General features: G+C 38.1%; 15 protein-coding genes. 5 read left to right on the forward strand and 10 right to left on the reverse strand.

Translation table 11 applies throughout. The annotated features are described in order from the left end of the window. Nucleotides 1-45: 45 nt before the first annotated feature. The 7 genes from EGI26_RS05030 to coaBC form a co-directional block, all read right to left on the reverse strand. On the reverse strand, nt 46-333 hold the full coding sequence (locus EGI26_RS05030) for a cell division protein ZapA (protein WP_255048321.1): 288 nt from the start codon (nt 331-333) through the stop codon (nt 46-48). 15 nt (nt 334-348) lie between these two features. Next, the gene (locus EGI26_RS05035; RefSeq protein WP_255076789.1) at nt 349-738 is read right to left on the reverse strand and encodes a hypothetical protein; all 390 of its coding nucleotides are present in this window, start codon (nt 736-738) and stop codon (nt 349-351) included. A 2-nt stretch (nt 739-740) separates the two neighbouring features. Beyond that, nucleotides 741-3,161 (reverse strand): phenylalanine--tRNA ligase subunit beta, encoded by a 2,421-nt coding sequence (gene pheT / locus EGI26_RS05040; RefSeq protein ID WP_255076790.1) that lies wholly within the window; start codon nt 3,159-3,161, stop codon nt 741-743. Nucleotides 3,162-3,660: 499 nt separating this feature from the next. Next, entirely contained in the window at nt 3,661-6,480 is a 2,820-nt protein-coding gene (locus EGI26_RS05045; protein WP_255076791.1) for an FAD-binding and (Fe-S)-binding domain-containing protein, read from the reverse strand. Between the two features lie 19 nt (nt 6,481-6,499). After that, nucleotides 6,500-7,252, reverse strand: coding sequence for an SDR family NAD(P)-dependent oxidoreductase (locus EGI26_RS05050; protein ID WP_255076792.1), 753 nt, complete (start codon nt 7,250-7,252; stop codon nt 6,500-6,502). A 371-nt stretch (nt 7,253-7,623) separates the two neighbouring features. Further along, nucleotides 7,624-8,532, reverse strand: coding sequence for a DUF4835 family protein (locus EGI26_RS05055; RefSeq protein WP_255076793.1), 909 nt, complete (start codon nt 8,530-8,532; stop codon nt 7,624-7,626). After that, the gene (coaBC, locus tag EGI26_RS05060) at nt 8,529-9,740 is read right to left on the reverse strand and encodes a bifunctional phosphopantothenoylcysteine decarboxylase/phosphopantothenate--cysteine ligase CoaBC (protein WP_255076794.1); all 1,212 of its coding nucleotides are present in this window, start codon (nt 9,738-9,740) and stop codon (nt 8,529-8,531) included. Before coaBC ends, EGI26_RS05055 begins: the two co-directional genes overlap by 4 nt. Nucleotides 9,741-10,166: 426 nt before the next feature. Between coaBC and EGI26_RS05065 the strand changes: the two genes are divergently transcribed. Both EGI26_RS05065 and EGI26_RS05070 read left to right on the forward strand, forming a co-directional pair. After that, nucleotides 10,167-11,351, forward strand: a complete 1,185-nt coding sequence (locus tag EGI26_RS05065) for a hypothetical protein (protein WP_255076795.1) — start codon at nt 10,167-10,169, stop codon at nt 11,349-11,351. After that, nucleotides 11,338-11,685, forward strand: a complete 348-nt coding sequence (locus EGI26_RS05070) for a hypothetical protein (RefSeq protein WP_255076796.1) — start codon at nt 11,338-11,340, stop codon at nt 11,683-11,685. The genes EGI26_RS05065 and EGI26_RS05070 overlap by 14 nt, the downstream gene beginning before the upstream one ends. 152 nt (nt 11,686-11,837) lie before the next feature. Here the strand turns inward: EGI26_RS05070 and EGI26_RS05075 are convergent, their stop codons facing one another. After that, nucleotides 11,838-11,963 (reverse strand): hypothetical protein, encoded by a 126-nt coding sequence (locus tag EGI26_RS05075; protein WP_255076797.1) that lies wholly within the window; start codon nt 11,961-11,963, stop codon nt 11,838-11,840. Between the two features lie 250 nt (nt 11,964-12,213). On the opposite strand from EGI26_RS05075, the gene EGI26_RS05080 reads away from it, so the two are divergent. Then, a complete protein-coding gene (locus EGI26_RS05080; RefSeq protein WP_255076798.1) occupies nt 12,214-12,744 on the forward strand; it encodes a VanZ family protein in 531 nt (176 codons plus the stop codon). A gap of 173 nt (nt 12,745-12,917) precedes the next feature. Further along, complete coding sequence (locus tag EGI26_RS05085) at nt 12,918-14,360, forward strand: CCA tRNA nucleotidyltransferase (protein ID WP_255076799.1); 1,443 nt, start codon at nt 12,918-12,920, stop codon at nt 14,358-14,360. Here the strand turns inward: EGI26_RS05085 and EGI26_RS05090 are convergent. Together EGI26_RS05090 and pyrF are read right to left on the reverse strand one after the other, a co-directional pair. Continuing rightward, nucleotides 14,357-15,637 (reverse strand): DUF2851 family protein, encoded by a 1,281-nt coding sequence (locus EGI26_RS05090; RefSeq protein ID WP_255076800.1) that lies wholly within the window; start codon nt 15,635-15,637, stop codon nt 14,357-14,359. The genes EGI26_RS05085 and EGI26_RS05090 overlap by 4 nt on opposite strands. Beyond that, nucleotides 15,634-16,458 carry an orotidine-5'-phosphate decarboxylase gene (gene pyrF, locus EGI26_RS05095; RefSeq protein WP_255076801.1) on the reverse strand — a complete coding sequence of 275 codons (825 nt, stop codon included), beginning with the start codon at nt 16,456-16,458 and terminating at the stop codon, nt 15,634-15,636. Before pyrF ends, EGI26_RS05090 begins: the two co-directional genes overlap by 4 nt. Before the next feature lie 242 nt (nt 16,459-16,700). Between pyrF and rfbC the strand changes: the two genes are divergently transcribed. After that, nucleotides 16,701-17,240, forward strand: a complete 540-nt coding sequence (gene rfbC / locus EGI26_RS05100; RefSeq protein ID WP_255076802.1) for a dTDP-4-dehydrorhamnose 3,5-epimerase — start codon at nt 16,701-16,703, stop codon at nt 17,238-17,240. Nucleotides 17,241-17,243: the final 3 nt, after the last annotated feature.

The following is a 17,243-nucleotide window of genomic DNA, read 5'->3' on the forward strand; positions in this document are numbered from 1 at the left end:
GTTTCATTTATGATATTAAAAAAAGCAGGAATAGAATTATGCGGATCAATTATCAAACTTAGTTTGAATACTCTCTAACCTTGAGTTTACCTCAACCTTTAGCTTCTGATAGCGTTCGTTAACCATTAGGGCATCTACCAATGCTTCTACAGCTAATACAGAGACCAACGTTTGAGAGCTGGCGAAAGCCGAATATTCAGTTCTAAGTGCGGCTAAACGGTCATTTAATATTTCTTTGGCTTCCCTAAAATACCTTTCGTTGGACTCAGGAACCATAAAACGAATTTGTTCTCCATTTAAATCGAAAACAACGGGTGCGTCAAACGATTCCATTTATAAACGAAAGTATTATTTAGCCAATTGATTTATGCAAAAATCTATTTCTTCTATCAATATGCCCAACAGTTCTTTAAGGCTTTGCTGGTCTATTGACTCTTTATCTTCAATATCGGATACAATCTTAACAATTTTATTTCTTATTTTAAAGTTTTGAGGGATTAATCTGGTCTCATCGTCCAATTTTTCTCCCAATTCTTTGATTTCTTCTCGTAGGTGGCTATTATTTTTCTTTAATACTTTGATTTCACCCTCAAGTTTTTCGTTCTGATGATTTAGACCAAGGATCTGATTTTTTTGACTTTTATTTTGAGCTTTCAATTGCTCAATTAGGCCATTTACTTCCTCAAATTTGGAAAGTAAAAAAGCATTGTCTTTTTCAAAGTCTTGGTCTAAAGCCATCCTTATTTTCTAATTACTGCTCCTACTTCATTCTCGAAAGCTCCCATTAGTTTTTGCATCGTTTTGTCGATTTGCTGATCATTCAATGTTTTTTCTTCGTCTTGTAATATAAAACTTACCGAGTACGATTTCTGATTATCGGGGAGTTTTTCGCCTTGATAAACGTCAAATACGTTTACGCTTTTCAAAAGTTTTTTCTCTACACTAAACGCCACCTTTTTTATTTGATCAAACTTTATGGTTTTACTCAAAACCAAAGAAAGGTCTCTCCTTACCTCTGGATATTTGGGTATTTCAACAAATTTACTCTCAGAAGTGTAAAGTTTACATAGCAAATCCCAGTCAAACTCCGCATAATAAGCTGCTTGTTTTAAATCTGCTTTCACTGCTAAATTTGGATTTACCAAACCAAATTTAACTAATATCTTATTTCTGACTATATACTCTAAACCGTAAGCAAAAGCTTGGTTAGAAGTCTCATTGGTATCTATTTTTTTAATCTTCATCAGACCCAAAACTAGACTCACTACCTCAAACAAATGGTGGTAACTAACTGCCGAGCTTTTTTGCATCCACGACTCCGAATTTATATTACCCGATAGCCAAACACCTAACACTCTATTTTCCTTTATTTTGGTTTGACCTTCTATCGTGTTTTTGGTGTATGTTCTTCCAAACTCAAAGAATTTCAAATCCTTGTTTCTTCTATTTATGTTATATACAAGAGCATTGAGTCCTGAAAACAATATCGATTGACGCATTTCTGAAAGTTCCTCGCTCAATGGATTCAGCAACTTCACTACCGTATCAGATTGGTTAAGCCAATTGTTGTCGGCGGGCTTAACAATCGAAAGGCTCTGAATTTCGTTAAACCCATTAGCTGCTAAAGCATCTGAAAGCTTAGTTTTTAGCGTTTCGGGGTCTTTTTCTGGAAACTCAGCTATGAAGTCTGAACTTAGGTTGTCCGAAAGCTCAATATTCTCAAATCCATAAATCCTCAATATCTCCTCCACCACGTCTGCTTCGCGGGTTACATCTACCCTGTATGGCGGTACCGAAACTTTCATTTGTCCATCAGATTTGGAAATCAACTGGATATCCAACTTTTCTAAAATACTCAAAATCAGCTCCTCCCCTAGTTTTTTACCTAAAAGTCTATCTATGTTTTTGATTTTTAGGTCAATCTCAAAGTTAGAAATAGGTGCTGGATAAATATCGAACATTTTGTCACAAACCTTTCCACCCGCCAATTCAAGAATTAAATTAGCCGCAAATTTTATGGCAAATGGAGGCATATTGGGGTCTGTTCCTCTTTCATACCTAAACGAAGCATCTGTTTTCAGTCCATGTTTCGAGGCTGTTTTTCTTACAGAAACAGGATTAAAATAGGCTACTTCTAGGAAAATATTTTTTGTTGTAGCTTTGACACCTGAATTCAATCCTCCAAATACGCCTGCGATAGCCATAGGACCATCTACATTGCAGATTGCCAAATCTGTTCCACTCAGTTTCCTAGTTGTACCGTCTAATGTCACAAGGTCTGTACCTGCATCAGGACATTTAACTGTAACTTGCTTACCCGAGATTGCATCTGCATCAAAAATATGCATAGGCTGACCTAAGTAATGACAAACATAATTTGTAATATCTACAATGTTGTTAATAGAATTCACTCCAATGGTACTTAAAAATCTCTTTAACCATTCCGGAGATTCTTTAACCTCAATATCTTTGATTTCTAATCCGCAAAATCTAGGACAAGCGTTGGTGTCTTCCACGAATAAGCCAATACTACTGGCTGAGTTTCCTAATGAAAAGCCCGAAACATCTGGCAACAATATTGGCGAATCGCTTACAGCTTTTATATCTCTTGCCACTCCAAGGTGAGATGCCGCATCGGCTCTGTTGGGAGTCAAGCCTATTTCTATCACATAGTCTGGCTCAAGATTAAAATACTTTGAAATGGGCGTACCTAAAGGCAAATCTGTATCCAACACCAAAATACCTGCGTGCGATTGTCCTAGACCTATTTCATCTTCAGCACACAACATTCCTTCCGAAACCGCACCCCTGATTTTTGATTTTTTGATGGTGAAAGACTCTCCAGAAGTAGGGTATAGCGTAGCTCCTACCAAGGCCACAATCACTTTTTGCTCAGCTGCCACGTTTGGAGCACCACAAACAATCTCAAGCAGGGCTTCGCCTCCAATATCAACTTTGGTAAGGCTCAGTTTATCAGCATCTGGGTGTTTTTCGCAAGAAACCACAAGCCCTACTACCAAACCTTCCAAACCTCCTTTTACTGCATCTACTTTTTCAATGGCCTCCACCTCTAGACCTGTGTCTGTAAGGATTTCACCTAGTTTTTGTGGATTGTGCTCAAAATCTATGAGTGTCTTTAATTGGTTATACGAAATCTTCATTTGTTCTAAAAAAATTTCACAAAGATAATTAAATATAAATAAAGGGTTTTGAAAAGATGAGCTTAAAAAACGAAATGAATCTTAATCGAACCATTATAAACAGGAAGCGTGTAGATTCATGATGTTCTGAGGGAATAGAATTTTACCAAAAGCGAATGTATCCGCTAGATAAGTATTAGAATATTTAGCATGTTTTGGCACAGCTTTGGTAAAAAGAATATCAACGTGATTTCCTCGAATATAAAATTAAACGAACAAAAAAGCAGGAAACTACGATTGAATTTATCAATCGTAGTTTTTTTTCAAAAAAAATCATTAGCAAAACAGAGTAAATAAGATATATGACAATTATAGGATAAATATCATACAATAAAGATAATATCACGGATCAAAATATTGATTTATGGTTAGTTATAGGAATAATCATGTAAAAAGGCAGAATGTATCTGCCTTTTTCATTTTAAAAGATGTCTGATTTTATATATTATCTTTTTGATTATCAAATGGCTTCGTCTATCAGATACAAGATAGATTCGTAGTTGACGCCAATCGCCTCACTCATGGCCATCTCACAGGTTTTTGTAGAAGAATAATACCCTTCGGCAGAGCATTGTTTTACTTCGTTGGCTTCTTCAAAAGTAGCCGAAGCTGTAAGTTCTGGCACCAAAAAACCTCTATCACCTGCCATGCCACAACAGCCTGCGTTTAACGGCACTATTACTTTTTCGGCATAAGCTTTGGCAATTTCCACAAACTTATCTTGCGTTTTGAGTTTTTGTAAAGAACAAACTGGATGAAGAACAATTTCATTTTTACGGTTTACAGCATTTTGGTAGGGCATCACATATTCATGAATGAAATCTATGCTATCCAAGATTTTCAATTTATGAAACTTGGCTTTGTTTTCATGCGTCAAAACTGGCAAAATGCTTTTAAGTGTATATTGACACGAGCTGACATCTATTACAATCGGCAATTGACCTTCATTCGAACTTCGCCACATTTTTTCTAAAATATCGTTGGCTGTATATTCAAAAGCACTCGAAAATCCCTTGGAGGAGAAAATCTGACCACAGCAGGCGTTTTGTATATCATTCAATATCACCAAATTGATGTCGGATTTTTTACAAATGCTATAGAAAGTTTCCATCAGGCTTTTCTGCTTGTTCTGGTAAGTACCCATCATGCGGGTAATACAAGAAGGAAAATACACCACCGAAGTTCCATTGAGGGAAGAATCTTGATTTTTAAGCCTAACCTCTGGTGCTTCTGCAATCTGATTAGACCAGACTGGTACAGACGAATTTATTTTATGTAGCGTCGAAGTAATGGAGATCATGGTGTTTTTTCCAAAAAAACGATTCAATCCATGACTTAGTTTTATTCCAAACCTTAGAAAATCAACCACAAAACCAAAATTTTTGGCCGCAGCCAAAGCAATCCATTCTTCAAATTTCGAATGATTACTTACTCTTAGCTTCTTCACCAAATCTCCCGTATTGATATCCACAGGGCAGTTTACTGCACAAAGACCGTCTACTGCACAGGTTTCTAGACCATCAAACTGAAACTGATTGGCCAGCAGATTATATTCTTCTATTTTGTTTTCTGCCTTTAGATTTTCCAAAACTCGACGTGTGACAATACGTCTGCGGGGTGACGATGTGTAATTTTTACTCGGGCAGTTGGGTTCACAAAATCCACATTCTATACACCTATCCACTTCATCCTCCACTTTCGGCATTTTCTTGAGGTGATGAATATGTGCATCGGCCTTTTCGTTGATAATCACGCCTGGATTGAGCAAGTTTTGAGGATCAACGGCCTTTTTCAACCTTTTCATGATTTCATAAGCCTCCTCTCCCCATTCTGTTGCGACAAAAGGTGCCATATTACGACCTGTTCCATGCTCCGCTTTGAGGCTGCCGTTGTATTTATTAACTACCAAATCCACCACGTCACGGATAAATAGGTCATATCTATTTGTTTCTTCTGGCGAATCAAATGCTTGTGTAACTACGAAGTGGATGTTGCCGTCTTTGGCATGTCCAAATATGATTCCGTTGAGGTAATTAAATTTTTGAAACAAGCCTTGAATATCAATAATGGCCTGCCCCAAATGAGCTACTGGAAACGCCACATCTTCCAAAATAACGGTGGTGCCGCTTGCTCTAACTGCTCCAACTGCCGGAAAAAGCCCTTTTCTTACTTTCCAATAAAACGCTTGCTGTTTGACCTCTTTTGTAAACTGTGGCTCCTCTATCAGATAAAATCCTGACAATTGTTGCGTGAATCTGGCCACCGTTTGGTCTAAATTTTCTTCCGAATTTTCCTGAAATTCTACCAGCAAAGCCGCCGCCTCACTCGGAAGTGTTTTGACGATTTCGGGCATGCCATCCATATCTTGCACTGACCTCAAAGAAGCTCTATCCATCAACTCGACCATCATAGCACCACAGGCTATTAATGGCTCAATAGCTTGGCAAGCACTAAAAATATCTTTGAAATATAATAAACCCGTCGATTTGTGCGGAAAATCTACCACGGTGTTCATTACCGCTTCAGCTATAAAGGCCAATGTGCCTTCGCCGCCAATCAACAAATGGGCAAAAATATCCAACGGATTTTCATAATCTAGAAAGGCGTTCAAAGAATACCCAACCGTATTTTTGGTTTTGTATTTTGCTCTGATTTTTGACTTTAAGGCTTCATTTCTTAAAATTTGCTCTCTTAAGTCAATTATTTCTTGGTATAAATTCTCGTTTTCTTGTTTAAATTTTGTGTAGTCGTCAGGGTTTTCTGTGGAATATACTTTTCCATTGGGAAGGATAAACCTGATGTATTTTATGGTATGATATGAATTCTGTGCAACACCACAGCACATTCCGCTGGCATTGTTTGAAAGTATTCCGCCCATCATGGCGGCATTTATACTGGAGGGATCTGGGCCAATTTTCCTGCTGAATCTCTTTAAATGGGCGTTCACCATGGCTCCAGTTATGCCCGGTTGCACCCTGACAGTTTCGGCTTGGTCTTCTACTTTTACTTTGTTCCAAAATTTACCCAAATCTACCAAAATACCATCTGTAATACATTGTCCTGACAAGCTGGTGCCTCCTCCTCTAAAAACTATTGGGATTTGGCTTTTCTGGGCATAAGAAAGTAAATTCACAATCTCGGTCTCGGTGCTCGGTTGTACTATGGCTCTGGGAACCAGGTAGTAAAATCCAGCATCGGAAGCATAGGAAACCAAATCGATGTATTTATCCTTAACTTTTTCTGGAGAAAGAATAAGACGGAGGTCAGTACTTAAGGACATATAAATTATAGATATAGGGCTATTTTCTGTAAACTGTGGTTGGTGCTGCTTGGGCTTTGGCGTAGATGGTCATGTCGGCAATGGTGACATGGTCGGGAGCCATAACACAATAGTTGATGGCATCAGCAATATCCACCGCAGTTAGGGGTGAAAATCCCTCATACACTTTGGCTGCTCGTTCTAGGTCTCCTTTAAATCTCACCACCGAAAACTCAGTTTCCACCGCACCGGGAGCTATATTGGTCACTTTTATGCCGTGCTTGGTCAAATCCAAACGCATGCCCTCGCTGATGGCCTCAACGCTTTTTTTGGTGGCACAATATACTGTACCGTTTTCGTAAGTTTGTTTGCCAGCTACCGAACTCAAATTTACTACATGACCTGTTTTTCTTTCTACCATGCCTGGTAAAACCATCTTAGACACATACAACAAGCCACTTACATTGGTGCCTATCATCAATTGCCAGTCAGCTACCTCGCCGTCTTGAACTCCTGACATACCATGGGCATTGCCTGCATTATTAACCAATATGTCTATATTTTTCCACTCTGATGGTAGGGATTCTATGGCGTTTTTTACGGATTCAAAATCGCTCACATCGAAGGTCAATAGATGGGTTTTTGCTTTTGAAGCTAGTTTGTGGCTCAGTTCATTCAGTTTTTCGATTCTTCTTCCACATAAGATGAGATCGATGCCACTAGCTGCAAAAGCTTCGGCGGTGGCTGCTCCTATTCCTGAAGATGCTCCGGTTATTAATGCTATTTTGTTCATGTTTTGTATTTTACTTTAGTCCATTGCTAAGATGAGAAGATATTTCAATAGAATACTTTCAATCATTGGTTACAAATTATTAACTAAAGTTACGGAGTAAAGTTAAGTACTAAAAATATACTTTGTGTGCCTTGCCAGGCGGGCATTCTTTTTTTTCGAAAAAAAAGAAACAAAAAAACACTTTCTGTGCAATGATCCTCTGATAAATTTCGGATAAATATTTTCCAATGTAATAAAAATTGAAGTTCCGAAATTTCTCAACGGACTGCACAGAAAATATTAGGAACAATAAGTATTATTTTTCTTGAAATAGAAGTAAACAAGAGATTCTTTGGATTCTAAGTAACACAAATTAGGAAACTACTAAAACCTTACTTCATCAATTTACGATAGGCCTCGGTTTTGTCGGGGTCTAGGGCGGACATGATGTTGAAGGCCTCTTGTTTTTCTTGTTTTGAGCCTTCCGAGAATATGTTGATCAACTCCAGAGATTTTGCATCAAAAAAAGTATTGATAATGATAGAATTCGCTTTGAGGTTTGAAATAATTTTGAGCGTATTCAAAAACTCCAAGGCAATTTTTCTGCTGTTTGCTGGATTATTGGCAAAGTCGTCTAAGGCCAAGCGATGGTATTCATAAAAACCGTCTCTATAGGCATTGAATTGCTGATTTCTCAAGTTTTCCATCACCCAATATCTGCTTCTCACGTCCGAATCGTAGGACCATGGCCCTTTTCCTTGAGAGCTTCCTGCCAGTGTAACCACATTAAATAACCGCTCCAAATAAGGATTTCCGCCCAATTTTGAAAAAGAATCGTAGTCTATGGTCAGTGCAGTTAAAGAATAAAATGCAAGTGTAGAGGTCAGAAGATTCGAATAATTCTGCTCATTGAAAATCATGGTTCGGTCTTCTGGAGCAAACGACACCGTGAAATTTTGATCTATATATTGAAAAATAACCGTCTCGTATGTAGTGCCATAAACCGGCCTAATTACCTGAAACTGAGCATTGCCCGAATATCTATATTGTCCGCTAGTGTTTATTAAGTTGATAATGAGCGAACACTTTATCTTTTCTTTCTCCGAAAAAACATCGTTGGTCCATCTTTGGTTATTCATAAACCCAGAAATGGCCTGTTCTATTTCGGTAAATATTTGCTTGTCGCCTGAGGTCGTTGCTTTGAGTTGGGACGAATTCACGACTACTTTACAGGACAGTTCTTGTGCGGAAAGTTCTGAAAAAACGCCTAAAAACAACAGTATAAATATCTTTTTTATCATTTGGTAGAATGGTTTATGTATTCCAAAACCGCGTTTTTGATATCTTCGGCCACCATTTCTTTTGATTTTAAGTCAAAAATACGCTCGTTGCCGAGTTTGTCCAAAATCGTGATTTTGTTGGTATCATAACGAAAGCCCGCCCCTTTATCTTGTAAAGAGTTCAAAACTATCATGTCAAAGTTTTTGCGTTCGAGTTTGCCTTTGGCGTTTTGGAGCTCGTCGTTGGTTTCGAGAGCAAAGCCCACGTGTATTTGTTGGCGGGTCTTTTTGCCTCCCAGAAAACCCGCAATATCCTGCGTTCTTTCCAGTTCGACAAACATTTCGGCATCGTTTTTCTTTAGTTTTTTGTCGGCAATGGTCTTCGGTTTGTAGTCGGCTACGGCGGCAGAAAATATCACAATGTCGGCATCGGCATGATATTCGGCCATGGCTGCAAACATTTCTGCAGCAGAGCGAACACCTATGTTATTCACTTTTGCAGGAGTTTTCAGGCTATTTGGGCCTGCCACCAAGGTGACGTCCGCACCAGCGAGTGCAAAAGCCTTGGCTATTTCAAAACCCATTTTGCCCGAAGAATGGTTGCTGATGTATCTCACTGGGTCAATGTCTTCTTGCGTTGGCCCTGCCGAAATCAGTACTTTTTTGCCTGTCAAAGCAGGATTTTGAGCAAAATGAGCCTCCAAAACTTCCACGATTTCTTCTGGCTCAGCCATTCGGCCTTTGCCTTCAAGGCCTGAGGCCAACTCGCCTTCGTTGGGCTCTATGAGGTGGTTGCCGTTGTCGGTCAGGAGTTTGAGGTTGTTTTTGGTGGAAAAATGAGCGTACATGTCCAAGTCCATGGCTGGGGCGAAATACACCGCACTACGTGCCGAAAGGTAGGTGGCCACGAGCAGATTGTCGCAGATGCCATTGGCACATTTGGCCAAAGTATTGGCACTGGCAGGAGCTATGAGCATCACGTCTGCCCACAAACCCAGCTCTACGTGGTTGTTCCATTGGCCAGTTTCATCTGCGGTGAAGGCCGATAAAACGGGATTTTTGGACAAAGTGGCGAGTGTAAGCGGCGTGATGAAAGTCTTTGCGGCATCCGTCATGATGACTTTTACGTTGGCCTCCTCTTTTACCAAAAGCCGCACCAAAGAAGCGATTTTGTAAGCCGCTATGCTCCCCGACACGCCTATTAATATGTTTTTATTCTTGAGAATCATCTATATTTTTTTCAATGACATTAGCTATTCAATTGAAATTATTTTGTTTTGACAAAAATAGTGAATTAGAGGAAATTATTGGTGATGGGGTTTTAAAAATGTGGGGTGAGGGTGAAAATGGCTAGTTGGTAACATTTGAAGAAATTAAAAGAAAAAGAAGTTTAAATTTTCAGAAAGTTTATTTTAGATTCTAAACTTTAGAATGGTTTGAAATCCTACAAAAAAAAAGCTATATTTGTAGAGGTAATAGTATATTTTTTTTAGAACACAAAAAGACGCACGGATATATTACAGAAACACCAAAAATGGGTTTTTCAAGCATGCCCGTTGACCGCAAGGTCACTCAAACAGACAAAATTTGAAAATTCGGTAAGTATCAAATTAATTTACTGATACCTTTAAATTTACAATTCAAGACCATTGAATATGAAAAGACAAACACTTAATCGCGTCCCTGCCAATCCCTTCGAAATTGATGCTAGTAGCACAATTGATGATTATTTAAGTTACCCTGCCACTGAAGCCCAAAGTTTTGTGACAGCAAGTTTTGACCATCTTGATTTTAGTAGAGTTTTTAACCAATCTGTTAGGTTGAATGGATTAGAGGATCGAATTAACCCCGCAACAGATTTTTGGCAGCACAACGAATTGGACAAACATATTGGTACTTATTTAGGAGTGAATAATCTAACAACTCCTGAATTAATTAATTCGACCTTGACCACCAGATTTAATCAGACTCTTAACATTGATCATGTTGTAGTCAAAACTGGTGGAGTTGCAAATTTATGTCATCACAACGATTGGGACAGACCCATTCGAGCTTTTACAGCCGTGAATAATCTAACAAATCCTTACTTAATTAACTCGGCCTTGACCACCGGATTTAATCAGTCTCTTCAATATGATAAAGTTGTTGTTAAAACTAGTGGAATAGCACATTTGGGGCATCCCAATGAATGCATCAGACCCATTGGAAATTACATAGGAGTGAATAATCTAACAAATCCATATTTAATTCCCTCGACCTTGACTACAGGAATTAATCAGAACCTCAACTTTGATCAAGGTGCGGTCATGACTAGTGGAATTGCAAATATGTGGCATCCCAACGAATGGAACAAACCCATTGGAACTTACATAGGAGTTAACAATCTAACGGCCCCTCATTCAATCAACTCGTCCCTTACCACTGGATTTAATCAGACTCTTAACTTTAATCAAGTGGTGGCCAAAACTTGTGGAATTGCAAATTTGTGGCACAAGGACGATTGGAACAGACCCGTTGGTACTTTTATTGGAGTACATTCGCCAACAAACGACTGTTTATTTAACAACGCTATTTCAGTCGGAAACAATCCCAGTCTCAATGCTGATTTAGCCCTGAATTTGGAAAAACCAACTATCAGTAAAAAATCAGCTCTATCGAAAGGAAAAATAATTCAGTTTTTGGATTCCATAGGTTTCAAGGAGACAATTAACCAATTGGGTTTCGAAATAGAAATAGACCAAAATGAGGGAATTAATGTCCATTTTAATTTTCATATTTATTCCAACATTTCAGGCAGTAACCATCACATAGGCAATAAAATATATCATGTCAAACTTTAATTTCTACGGTTCTGTTAAAGGAAATCATCATTTTGGGGACACTTATAACTTTTCCTCTCCCAATGAATTTTATTCATTAAACAAGGAAAATGACTTTACTGCTACTGAAAGAGAACTTGTTAAAGTAATTTTTGAGAATACAACTAATGAAGATGAAAGGCAAGAACTGCTAACCAGTCTTAAAAAATTCAAAGACGAGCCAACGACACCTTCAGCTAAAGATAATCACACTTCAGTTTTAAGTGGATATATTGAGAAAGGCAAGAAATTGAGCAATGAAGTGCTATTTCAAGTAGTTGTTACCTATTTGGCAGAACTCATTGGTTCCGATTAACCTCAAAAACTAAGCACCTCCTCTATCCAAGGGGTATATCCATCAGATTAGTATAAGGCAGGTTTCTGCAACAGAAAATGAATCCCGCACCGTTTAGTCTTCAAACAAAGCGTTAGACTTTATTGGCCTAATTTCCTATATCTAATAAAACTTCACTCCCCCATCATAATTTTGCGGCGGTGTTGCGAGCCGCATGTTTCAATGGCTATGAGTACGTCATTTAGAGAATGGCTGTATTCGGTGAGTTCGTACTGCACCGTACGGGTTTGGTATTGCATACTTCACGGCTTACCAGGCCGTTCATTTCCAATTCCTGAAGATCTTTGGACAAAATCCGTGGAGAAATCCCCGCCTCTCTAGATAATTCATTAAAGCCTTTTTTGCCATCTAGTCAATCTCAATAAATCTAACACTCAAAACAAATCCCCACACTTTCAAAACAAATTTCAGGCAAGTCAAATCAGGATTTTAGGTTTTGGTGAAGTTTCTGTTAATTTCGCTGTGAACTTAAAAAAAATCAGTGAATACATGGCAGCAAACAGCAAGTCCAATCCATTAACCTTCAGTCTATTTTTTATTTATTTGACCGTTTTGTTTTGGATAATCGTTCTGAAACTCAGCGTGCGGTTTACGTACATGGGGCAGCAGAGAAGCATGAATCTCATCCCATACAACCAGCCTTTAATGCTCAATGGCAAGGCAGATTTGGTTGAAATCATATTGAATGCCCTCGTTTTTGTACCTATGGGCGTTTATGTAGCCATTTTGTATAAAAAATGGTCAGCCATAAAAAGCATTTTATTTTTCTCTTTCAGCAGTTTGGTATTAGAAAGTATCCAATACATTACCGCACTAGGAGCTTTTGATATTACGGATATTATCAACAATACACTTGGCGGCACCATTGGTCTGTTTCTTTTCAAAATCCTTGAAAAACTAAGTGGAAATAGCCAAAAAGCACAAAAAATCGTGAACATCGTAGCACTTTTGGCTACGATAGCCTTCATTTCGCTTTTCCTTTATCTCAAAATAAATAAGCTTTTGATGTTTAGAAGGTGAAATGTTGCGATTAAAGGTTGGTGTTTATACTCTGTCTATTTTATCATTTTTATGAAATCGAGTAATGTTAATAATTGCTGCGATCCAGTTATAGTGGCCGTCTAAAATGAAATATCCGTATCATAAGCAGAATTTCTTTTACCAAACCACCATAAAAGCCTAAATTTGTATCGATGAAAAAATACAATTTCAAAGAGGATATAAGTCATAATCCAATTTTTGGGCTGGTAGCCAAAGCTTCAAAGAGTTTGGGTATAGACAGTTACGTGGTGGGAGGATTTGTGAGAGATCTGATTTTAGAAAGGCCAAATAAAGACATTGATTTTGTGTGTGTAGGTAGCGGAATTGACCTCGCCAAAACAACCGCCTCTTTGATTAAGGAAGATTTGCACGTAAATTATTTCAAAAATTTCGGTACAGCTCAATTCAATTTTGGAGAATTTGATATAGAATTTGTGGGTGCCAGAAAAGAATCTTACCGATCAGATTCTAGAAAACCTTTGGTGGAGGATGGAACACTTTCTGAAGATCAACACCGCCGTGATTTCACGATAAACGCCATGGGGATTTCGCTCAGTCCTGACAATTTTGGCGAATTAGTAGACCCTTTTGATGGTGTAGGTGACATTGAAAGAAAAATAATCAAAACCCCACTCAATCCAGAAACTACGTTCTCGGATGATCCCTTACGTATGATGCGAGCTATTCGATTTGCATCCCAACTGGGTTTTGACATTGAAACAGGGACATTTTTGGCCATAAAAGCCATGGCCAACCGTATAGAAATCATTTCACAGGAAAGAATAACCGATGAATTAAATAAAATCATTCTTTCTAAAACCCCATCCTACGGATTTAAACTTTTGCAGCAAACTGGGCTTTTGACTTTGATATTTCCTGAATTGGTCAACCTCATGGGTGTAGAAACCATGGACGGCAAAGGTCACAAGGATAATTTTTACCACACTTTACAGGTTCTCGACAACCTTTCTACCAAATCTGATGATTTATGGAACCGTTGGGCGGCTATTTTGCATGATATAGCCAAACCAGCCACTAAAAAATATCATCCCAAAAACGGTTGGTCCTTTCATGGTCACGAAGAACTCGGAGCTAGATGGGTCAAAGGGATTTTTAGGAAAATGAAGTTGCCTTTAGATGAGAAAATGAGAAAGGTGGCCAACTTGGTACGTTTACATTTACGGCCAATAGCATTAGCCAAGGAAGGAATAACAGACTCTGCAGTAAGACGTTTGCTGGTAGAGGCTGGAGAAGATATTGAAAATCTGATGTTGCTGTGTAGAGCCGACATCACCTCAAAAGATCAAACTAGGGTAAAAAAATATCTCAAAAACTTCGATAAAGTGGAGGAGTTGTTAATAGAAATTGAGGAAAAAGACAAGCTGAGGAGTTTCCAACCCGTAATGACGGGAGAAATCATTATGTCGATTTTTGGTTTACAACCGTCAAAAGAAGTCGGCATTTTGAAAAATGACATCAGGGAGGCCATTTTGGATTGCAAAATAGAAAACACGATGGAAGCTTCTTACAGTCATTTGATAGAATTGGGCACAAAACTCGGATTTGTAGCTCTCAAAAAACTGGAAGAGGTTTAGACTTTCTTTAGTATCTCCACTCCTATTGGACATTGTGTACATTTTTTGGCAGCACAAAAGAAATTGTATTGTTCAATAAGAGCTTGAGAATCAAATGCAGAGGCACGCTTAAAACCTAAATCTTTCCAAATTTTAGTAATGAAATTCTTTTCGGGCTTAATGTTTTCGAGAATCCCGATGGCCTTCTCAAAATAGCTGTGATTGTCCGTAACATCCGCATAAAATGCCAAAAGCTGTACCGAAGTATTAATCAAGAGGTTTTCAATAGACGTTTTTCCTATTCCGTTCAGTTTTGTTTCAGAGGCTTTGGCAATGTCATAATGTTTCTGCCAATACGCAGAAGGCAAAACCTGAAGTGCTTTTTCAATACTTTCTTTGTTGGCATCTTCCAAAAACAAGGAAAACAAACCCAGATTTTGATTAAGAATAGCCGCAAATTGAGATATTCTGACAGTTGGAAAATTGCCCAGCCGAGTCCTCAAAAAACGCCATTCCAAGCGTTGCATTTTTTGAGCTGTAAGACTATATTTCTGAGCAAGATAGTTATACTCAATCGCCAGCTTTTCAGAATATTCATCTTGTGGATTTTCCAAAAAACCAGCTTGACCCAACAATAAAGCTTCTATTTGAGATAAATTACCGTTATGTTTTTGAAGAATTTTTAAAGGTAAACTCTCCGCAAGTCTCAAAAATGCCTCAGAATTGAGCTTGAAGCCCATATTTCTTGCAAAAACCCTGTAAGTTAATTCTTCAAAATCACCATTAACAGCCGTCAAGAGCGTTTTCAATCCAGAAGATTTTTGTTGTAAACGATGAGCCAAGGCTTTTTCCAACATACCGATTTTGGATAAATCAGAAACTTCCGTCAAGTGATGTTTACAAGGTATTTCTGCAGCATTTTTTATCAGATTTTCATATTTCTGAAGTGTATTTGCATAAACCAAGTCTTTGATAACCAAAGTTGGAATTGGCGTATTATCAGCCCTAAAAACCTCCATATCATACTCCCAAACCACATGAAGCACTACATTGTCATAGGCCTTATCATGTTGATGTTGGTGTCTGTTCCAATCTGAGGATTTTATATGGATTTCTACCTTCCCCACCCATTCTATTCCTCCAATGTTCACACGGGCATTCTCAAAATCGGGGCCGGAGTTACTGTTCCGAAATCCAGTTTTCAACACTGTGATTGGATGTCCGGTGGTGGTTTTTAAGTTATTTTTATCGAATTGTTGGTATTGCCAAGTGTAGTGGATAAAGTCTTCGTTTTTCATATCATGCTGAGGTATTTTTCCATTTCTTGTTGAACTTTCTTCGCTTCATCTCTTGCTTTTTCTGCAAAATCCAATCCATCAGAAGCGTAAATTATAGCCCTGGATGAATTCACCAAAAGTCCACATTGGCTATTCATGCCATACTTGCTCACTTCTTCGAGACTTCCACCTTGAGCTCCCACACCAGGAATAAGTAAAAAATGATCAGGCACAATCTTTCTGATTTCTAATAAACTCTCGGTTTGAGTAGCTCCAACTACGTACATCATATTTTGGTCATTTCCCCACTCTTGCGACTTTTCCAGCACCTTTTCGAATAGTTTTTGGCCAGAATTTAGCTCCGAAAATTGAAAATCTTGACTGCCAATATTGGAGGTTAAAGCAAGCAAAATTACCCATTTGTCCTTAAATTCTAGAAAAGGTTGTACAGAGTCTGCCCCCATGTAAGGAGCTACTGTCACAGAGTCAAAAGACATTCCTGACGAATCTTTATCAAAAAAAGCACGAGCATAAAGGCTTGAGGTGTTTCCTATATCACCACGCTTGGCATCCGCTATGGAGAAACAATCTTGAGGTATGTAGTCGAGCGTTTTTCGCAAACTTTCCCAACCTTTTGGCCCCATAGCTTCATAGAATGCAATATTGGGTTTATATGAAACACAATATTCTGCGGTTGCATCGATTATAGCTTTGTTAAATTCAAAAATCGGATCTTCTAAATCCAGAAGATGCTTGGGGATTTTTTTTATATCCGTATCCAACCCAACACACAAATATGATCTCTTTTTTTTGATTTGTTCGAATAGCTCCGCTTTGGTCATCTAAATCTCAATTTTTTATTAAAATAAACGCTTTTTCTTCTTTTATTCAAAAAATCCTAAAATTCAATCTCCCGAAAAATTTAGCGATGGGTAGCTTTATGTATTTAAGACACAAGTGTTCAATATTTTACAAACATAGTTTGATTTAAAAGTTGATGATAAATATTTTTGAAATGAATGAAAAATGATATTTTAAACAAATAATATTTAAATTTACATCCAAATTATACAAAACCTAAAAAATGGAGTTTAAAGAAAGTAAAATAAAAGGCTTGTTTGAAATCACGCCACGAGTTTTTCATGATGAAAGAGGATACTTTTTTGAGACATTCAGTGACAAACTTTTCAGAGCAAATGTGGCTGATGTTACTTTCGTTCAAGACAATCAGTCGTATTCTACAAAAGGAGTTCTGAGAGGATTGCATCTTCAAAAACCACCATTTGCTCAGGGTAAACTCGTTAGAGTTATTTCAGGAAGTGTAATTGATGTGGCCGTAGACCTTAGGCCAAATTCACCCACTTTCGGTCAATATGAAGCATTTCAACTTTCTGCCGAAAAGCAAAACATGGTGTATGTTCCAGAAGGATTTGCTCATGGATTTGCCACAGTAGAAGATGCCATTTTTGCCTATAAATGCACCAATTTCTACGATAAAGCCTCAGAGGCGGGCATTATTTTTAACGATCCCGACTTAAATATCAACTGGGGTATCGAAAACCCATTGGTTTCTGAAAAAGACTTTGAACTTCCTACTTTGAAAGAATTGATGGCTTTGGTATAAGAA

This window comes from Lacihabitans sp. CCS-44 (assembly GCF_024343735.1).
Taxonomy (GTDB): domain Bacteria; phylum Bacteroidota; class Bacteroidia; order Cytophagales; family Spirosomataceae; genus Leadbetterella.

Excerpts from the sequence above, each read along its gene's own strand:
- EGI26_RS05080 (WP_255076798.1), top strand. The coding sequence starts at position 12,214 with ATGGCAGCAAACAGCAAGTCCAATCCATTAACCTTCAGTCTATTTTTT.
- EGI26_RS05045 (WP_255076791.1), bottom strand. The coding sequence starts at position 6,480 with ATGTCCTTAAGTACTGACCTCCGTCTTATTCTTTCTCCAGAAAAAGTT.
- EGI26_RS05090 (WP_255076800.1), bottom strand. The coding sequence starts at position 15,637 with ATGAAAAACGAAGACTTTATCCACTACACTTGGCAATACCAACAATTC.
- coaBC (WP_255076794.1), bottom strand. The coding sequence starts at position 9,740 with ATGATTCTCAAGAATAAAAACATATTAATAGGCGTGTCGGGGAGCATA.
- EGI26_RS05070 (WP_255076796.1), top strand. The coding sequence starts at position 11,338 with ATGTCAAACTTTAATTTCTACGGTTCTGTTAAAGGAAATCATCATTTT.
- EGI26_RS05075 (WP_255076797.1), bottom strand. The coding sequence starts at position 11,963 with ATGCAATACCAAACCCGTACGGTGCAGTACGAACTCACCGAATACAGC.
- EGI26_RS05085 (WP_255076799.1), top strand. The coding sequence starts at position 12,918 with ATGAAAAAATACAATTTCAAAGAGGATATAAGTCATAATCCAATTTTT.
- EGI26_RS05030 (WP_255048321.1), bottom strand. The coding sequence starts at position 333 with ATGGAATCGTTTGACGCACCCGTTGTTTTCGATTTAAATGGAGAACAA.
- EGI26_RS05055 (WP_255076793.1), bottom strand. The coding sequence starts at position 8,532 with ATGATAAAAAAGATATTTATACTGTTGTTTTTAGGCGTTTTTTCAGAA.
- EGI26_RS05065 (WP_255076795.1), top strand. The coding sequence starts at position 10,167 with ATGAAAAGACAAACACTTAATCGCGTCCCTGCCAATCCCTTCGAAATT.
- rfbC (WP_255076802.1), top strand. The coding sequence starts at position 16,701 with ATGGAGTTTAAAGAAAGTAAAATAAAAGGCTTGTTTGAAATCACGCCA.
- EGI26_RS05035 (WP_255076789.1), bottom strand. The coding sequence starts at position 738 with ATGGCTTTAGACCAAGACTTTGAAAAAGACAATGCTTTTTTACTTTCC.
- EGI26_RS05050 (WP_255076792.1), bottom strand. The coding sequence starts at position 7,252 with ATGAACAAAATAGCATTAATAACCGGAGCATCTTCAGGAATAGGAGCA.
- pyrF (WP_255076801.1), bottom strand. The coding sequence starts at position 16,458 with ATGACCAAAGCGGAGCTATTCGAACAAATCAAAAAAAAGAGATCATAT.
- pheT (WP_255076790.1), bottom strand. The coding sequence starts at position 3,161 with ATGAAGATTTCGTATAACCAATTAAAGACACTCATAGATTTTGAGCAC.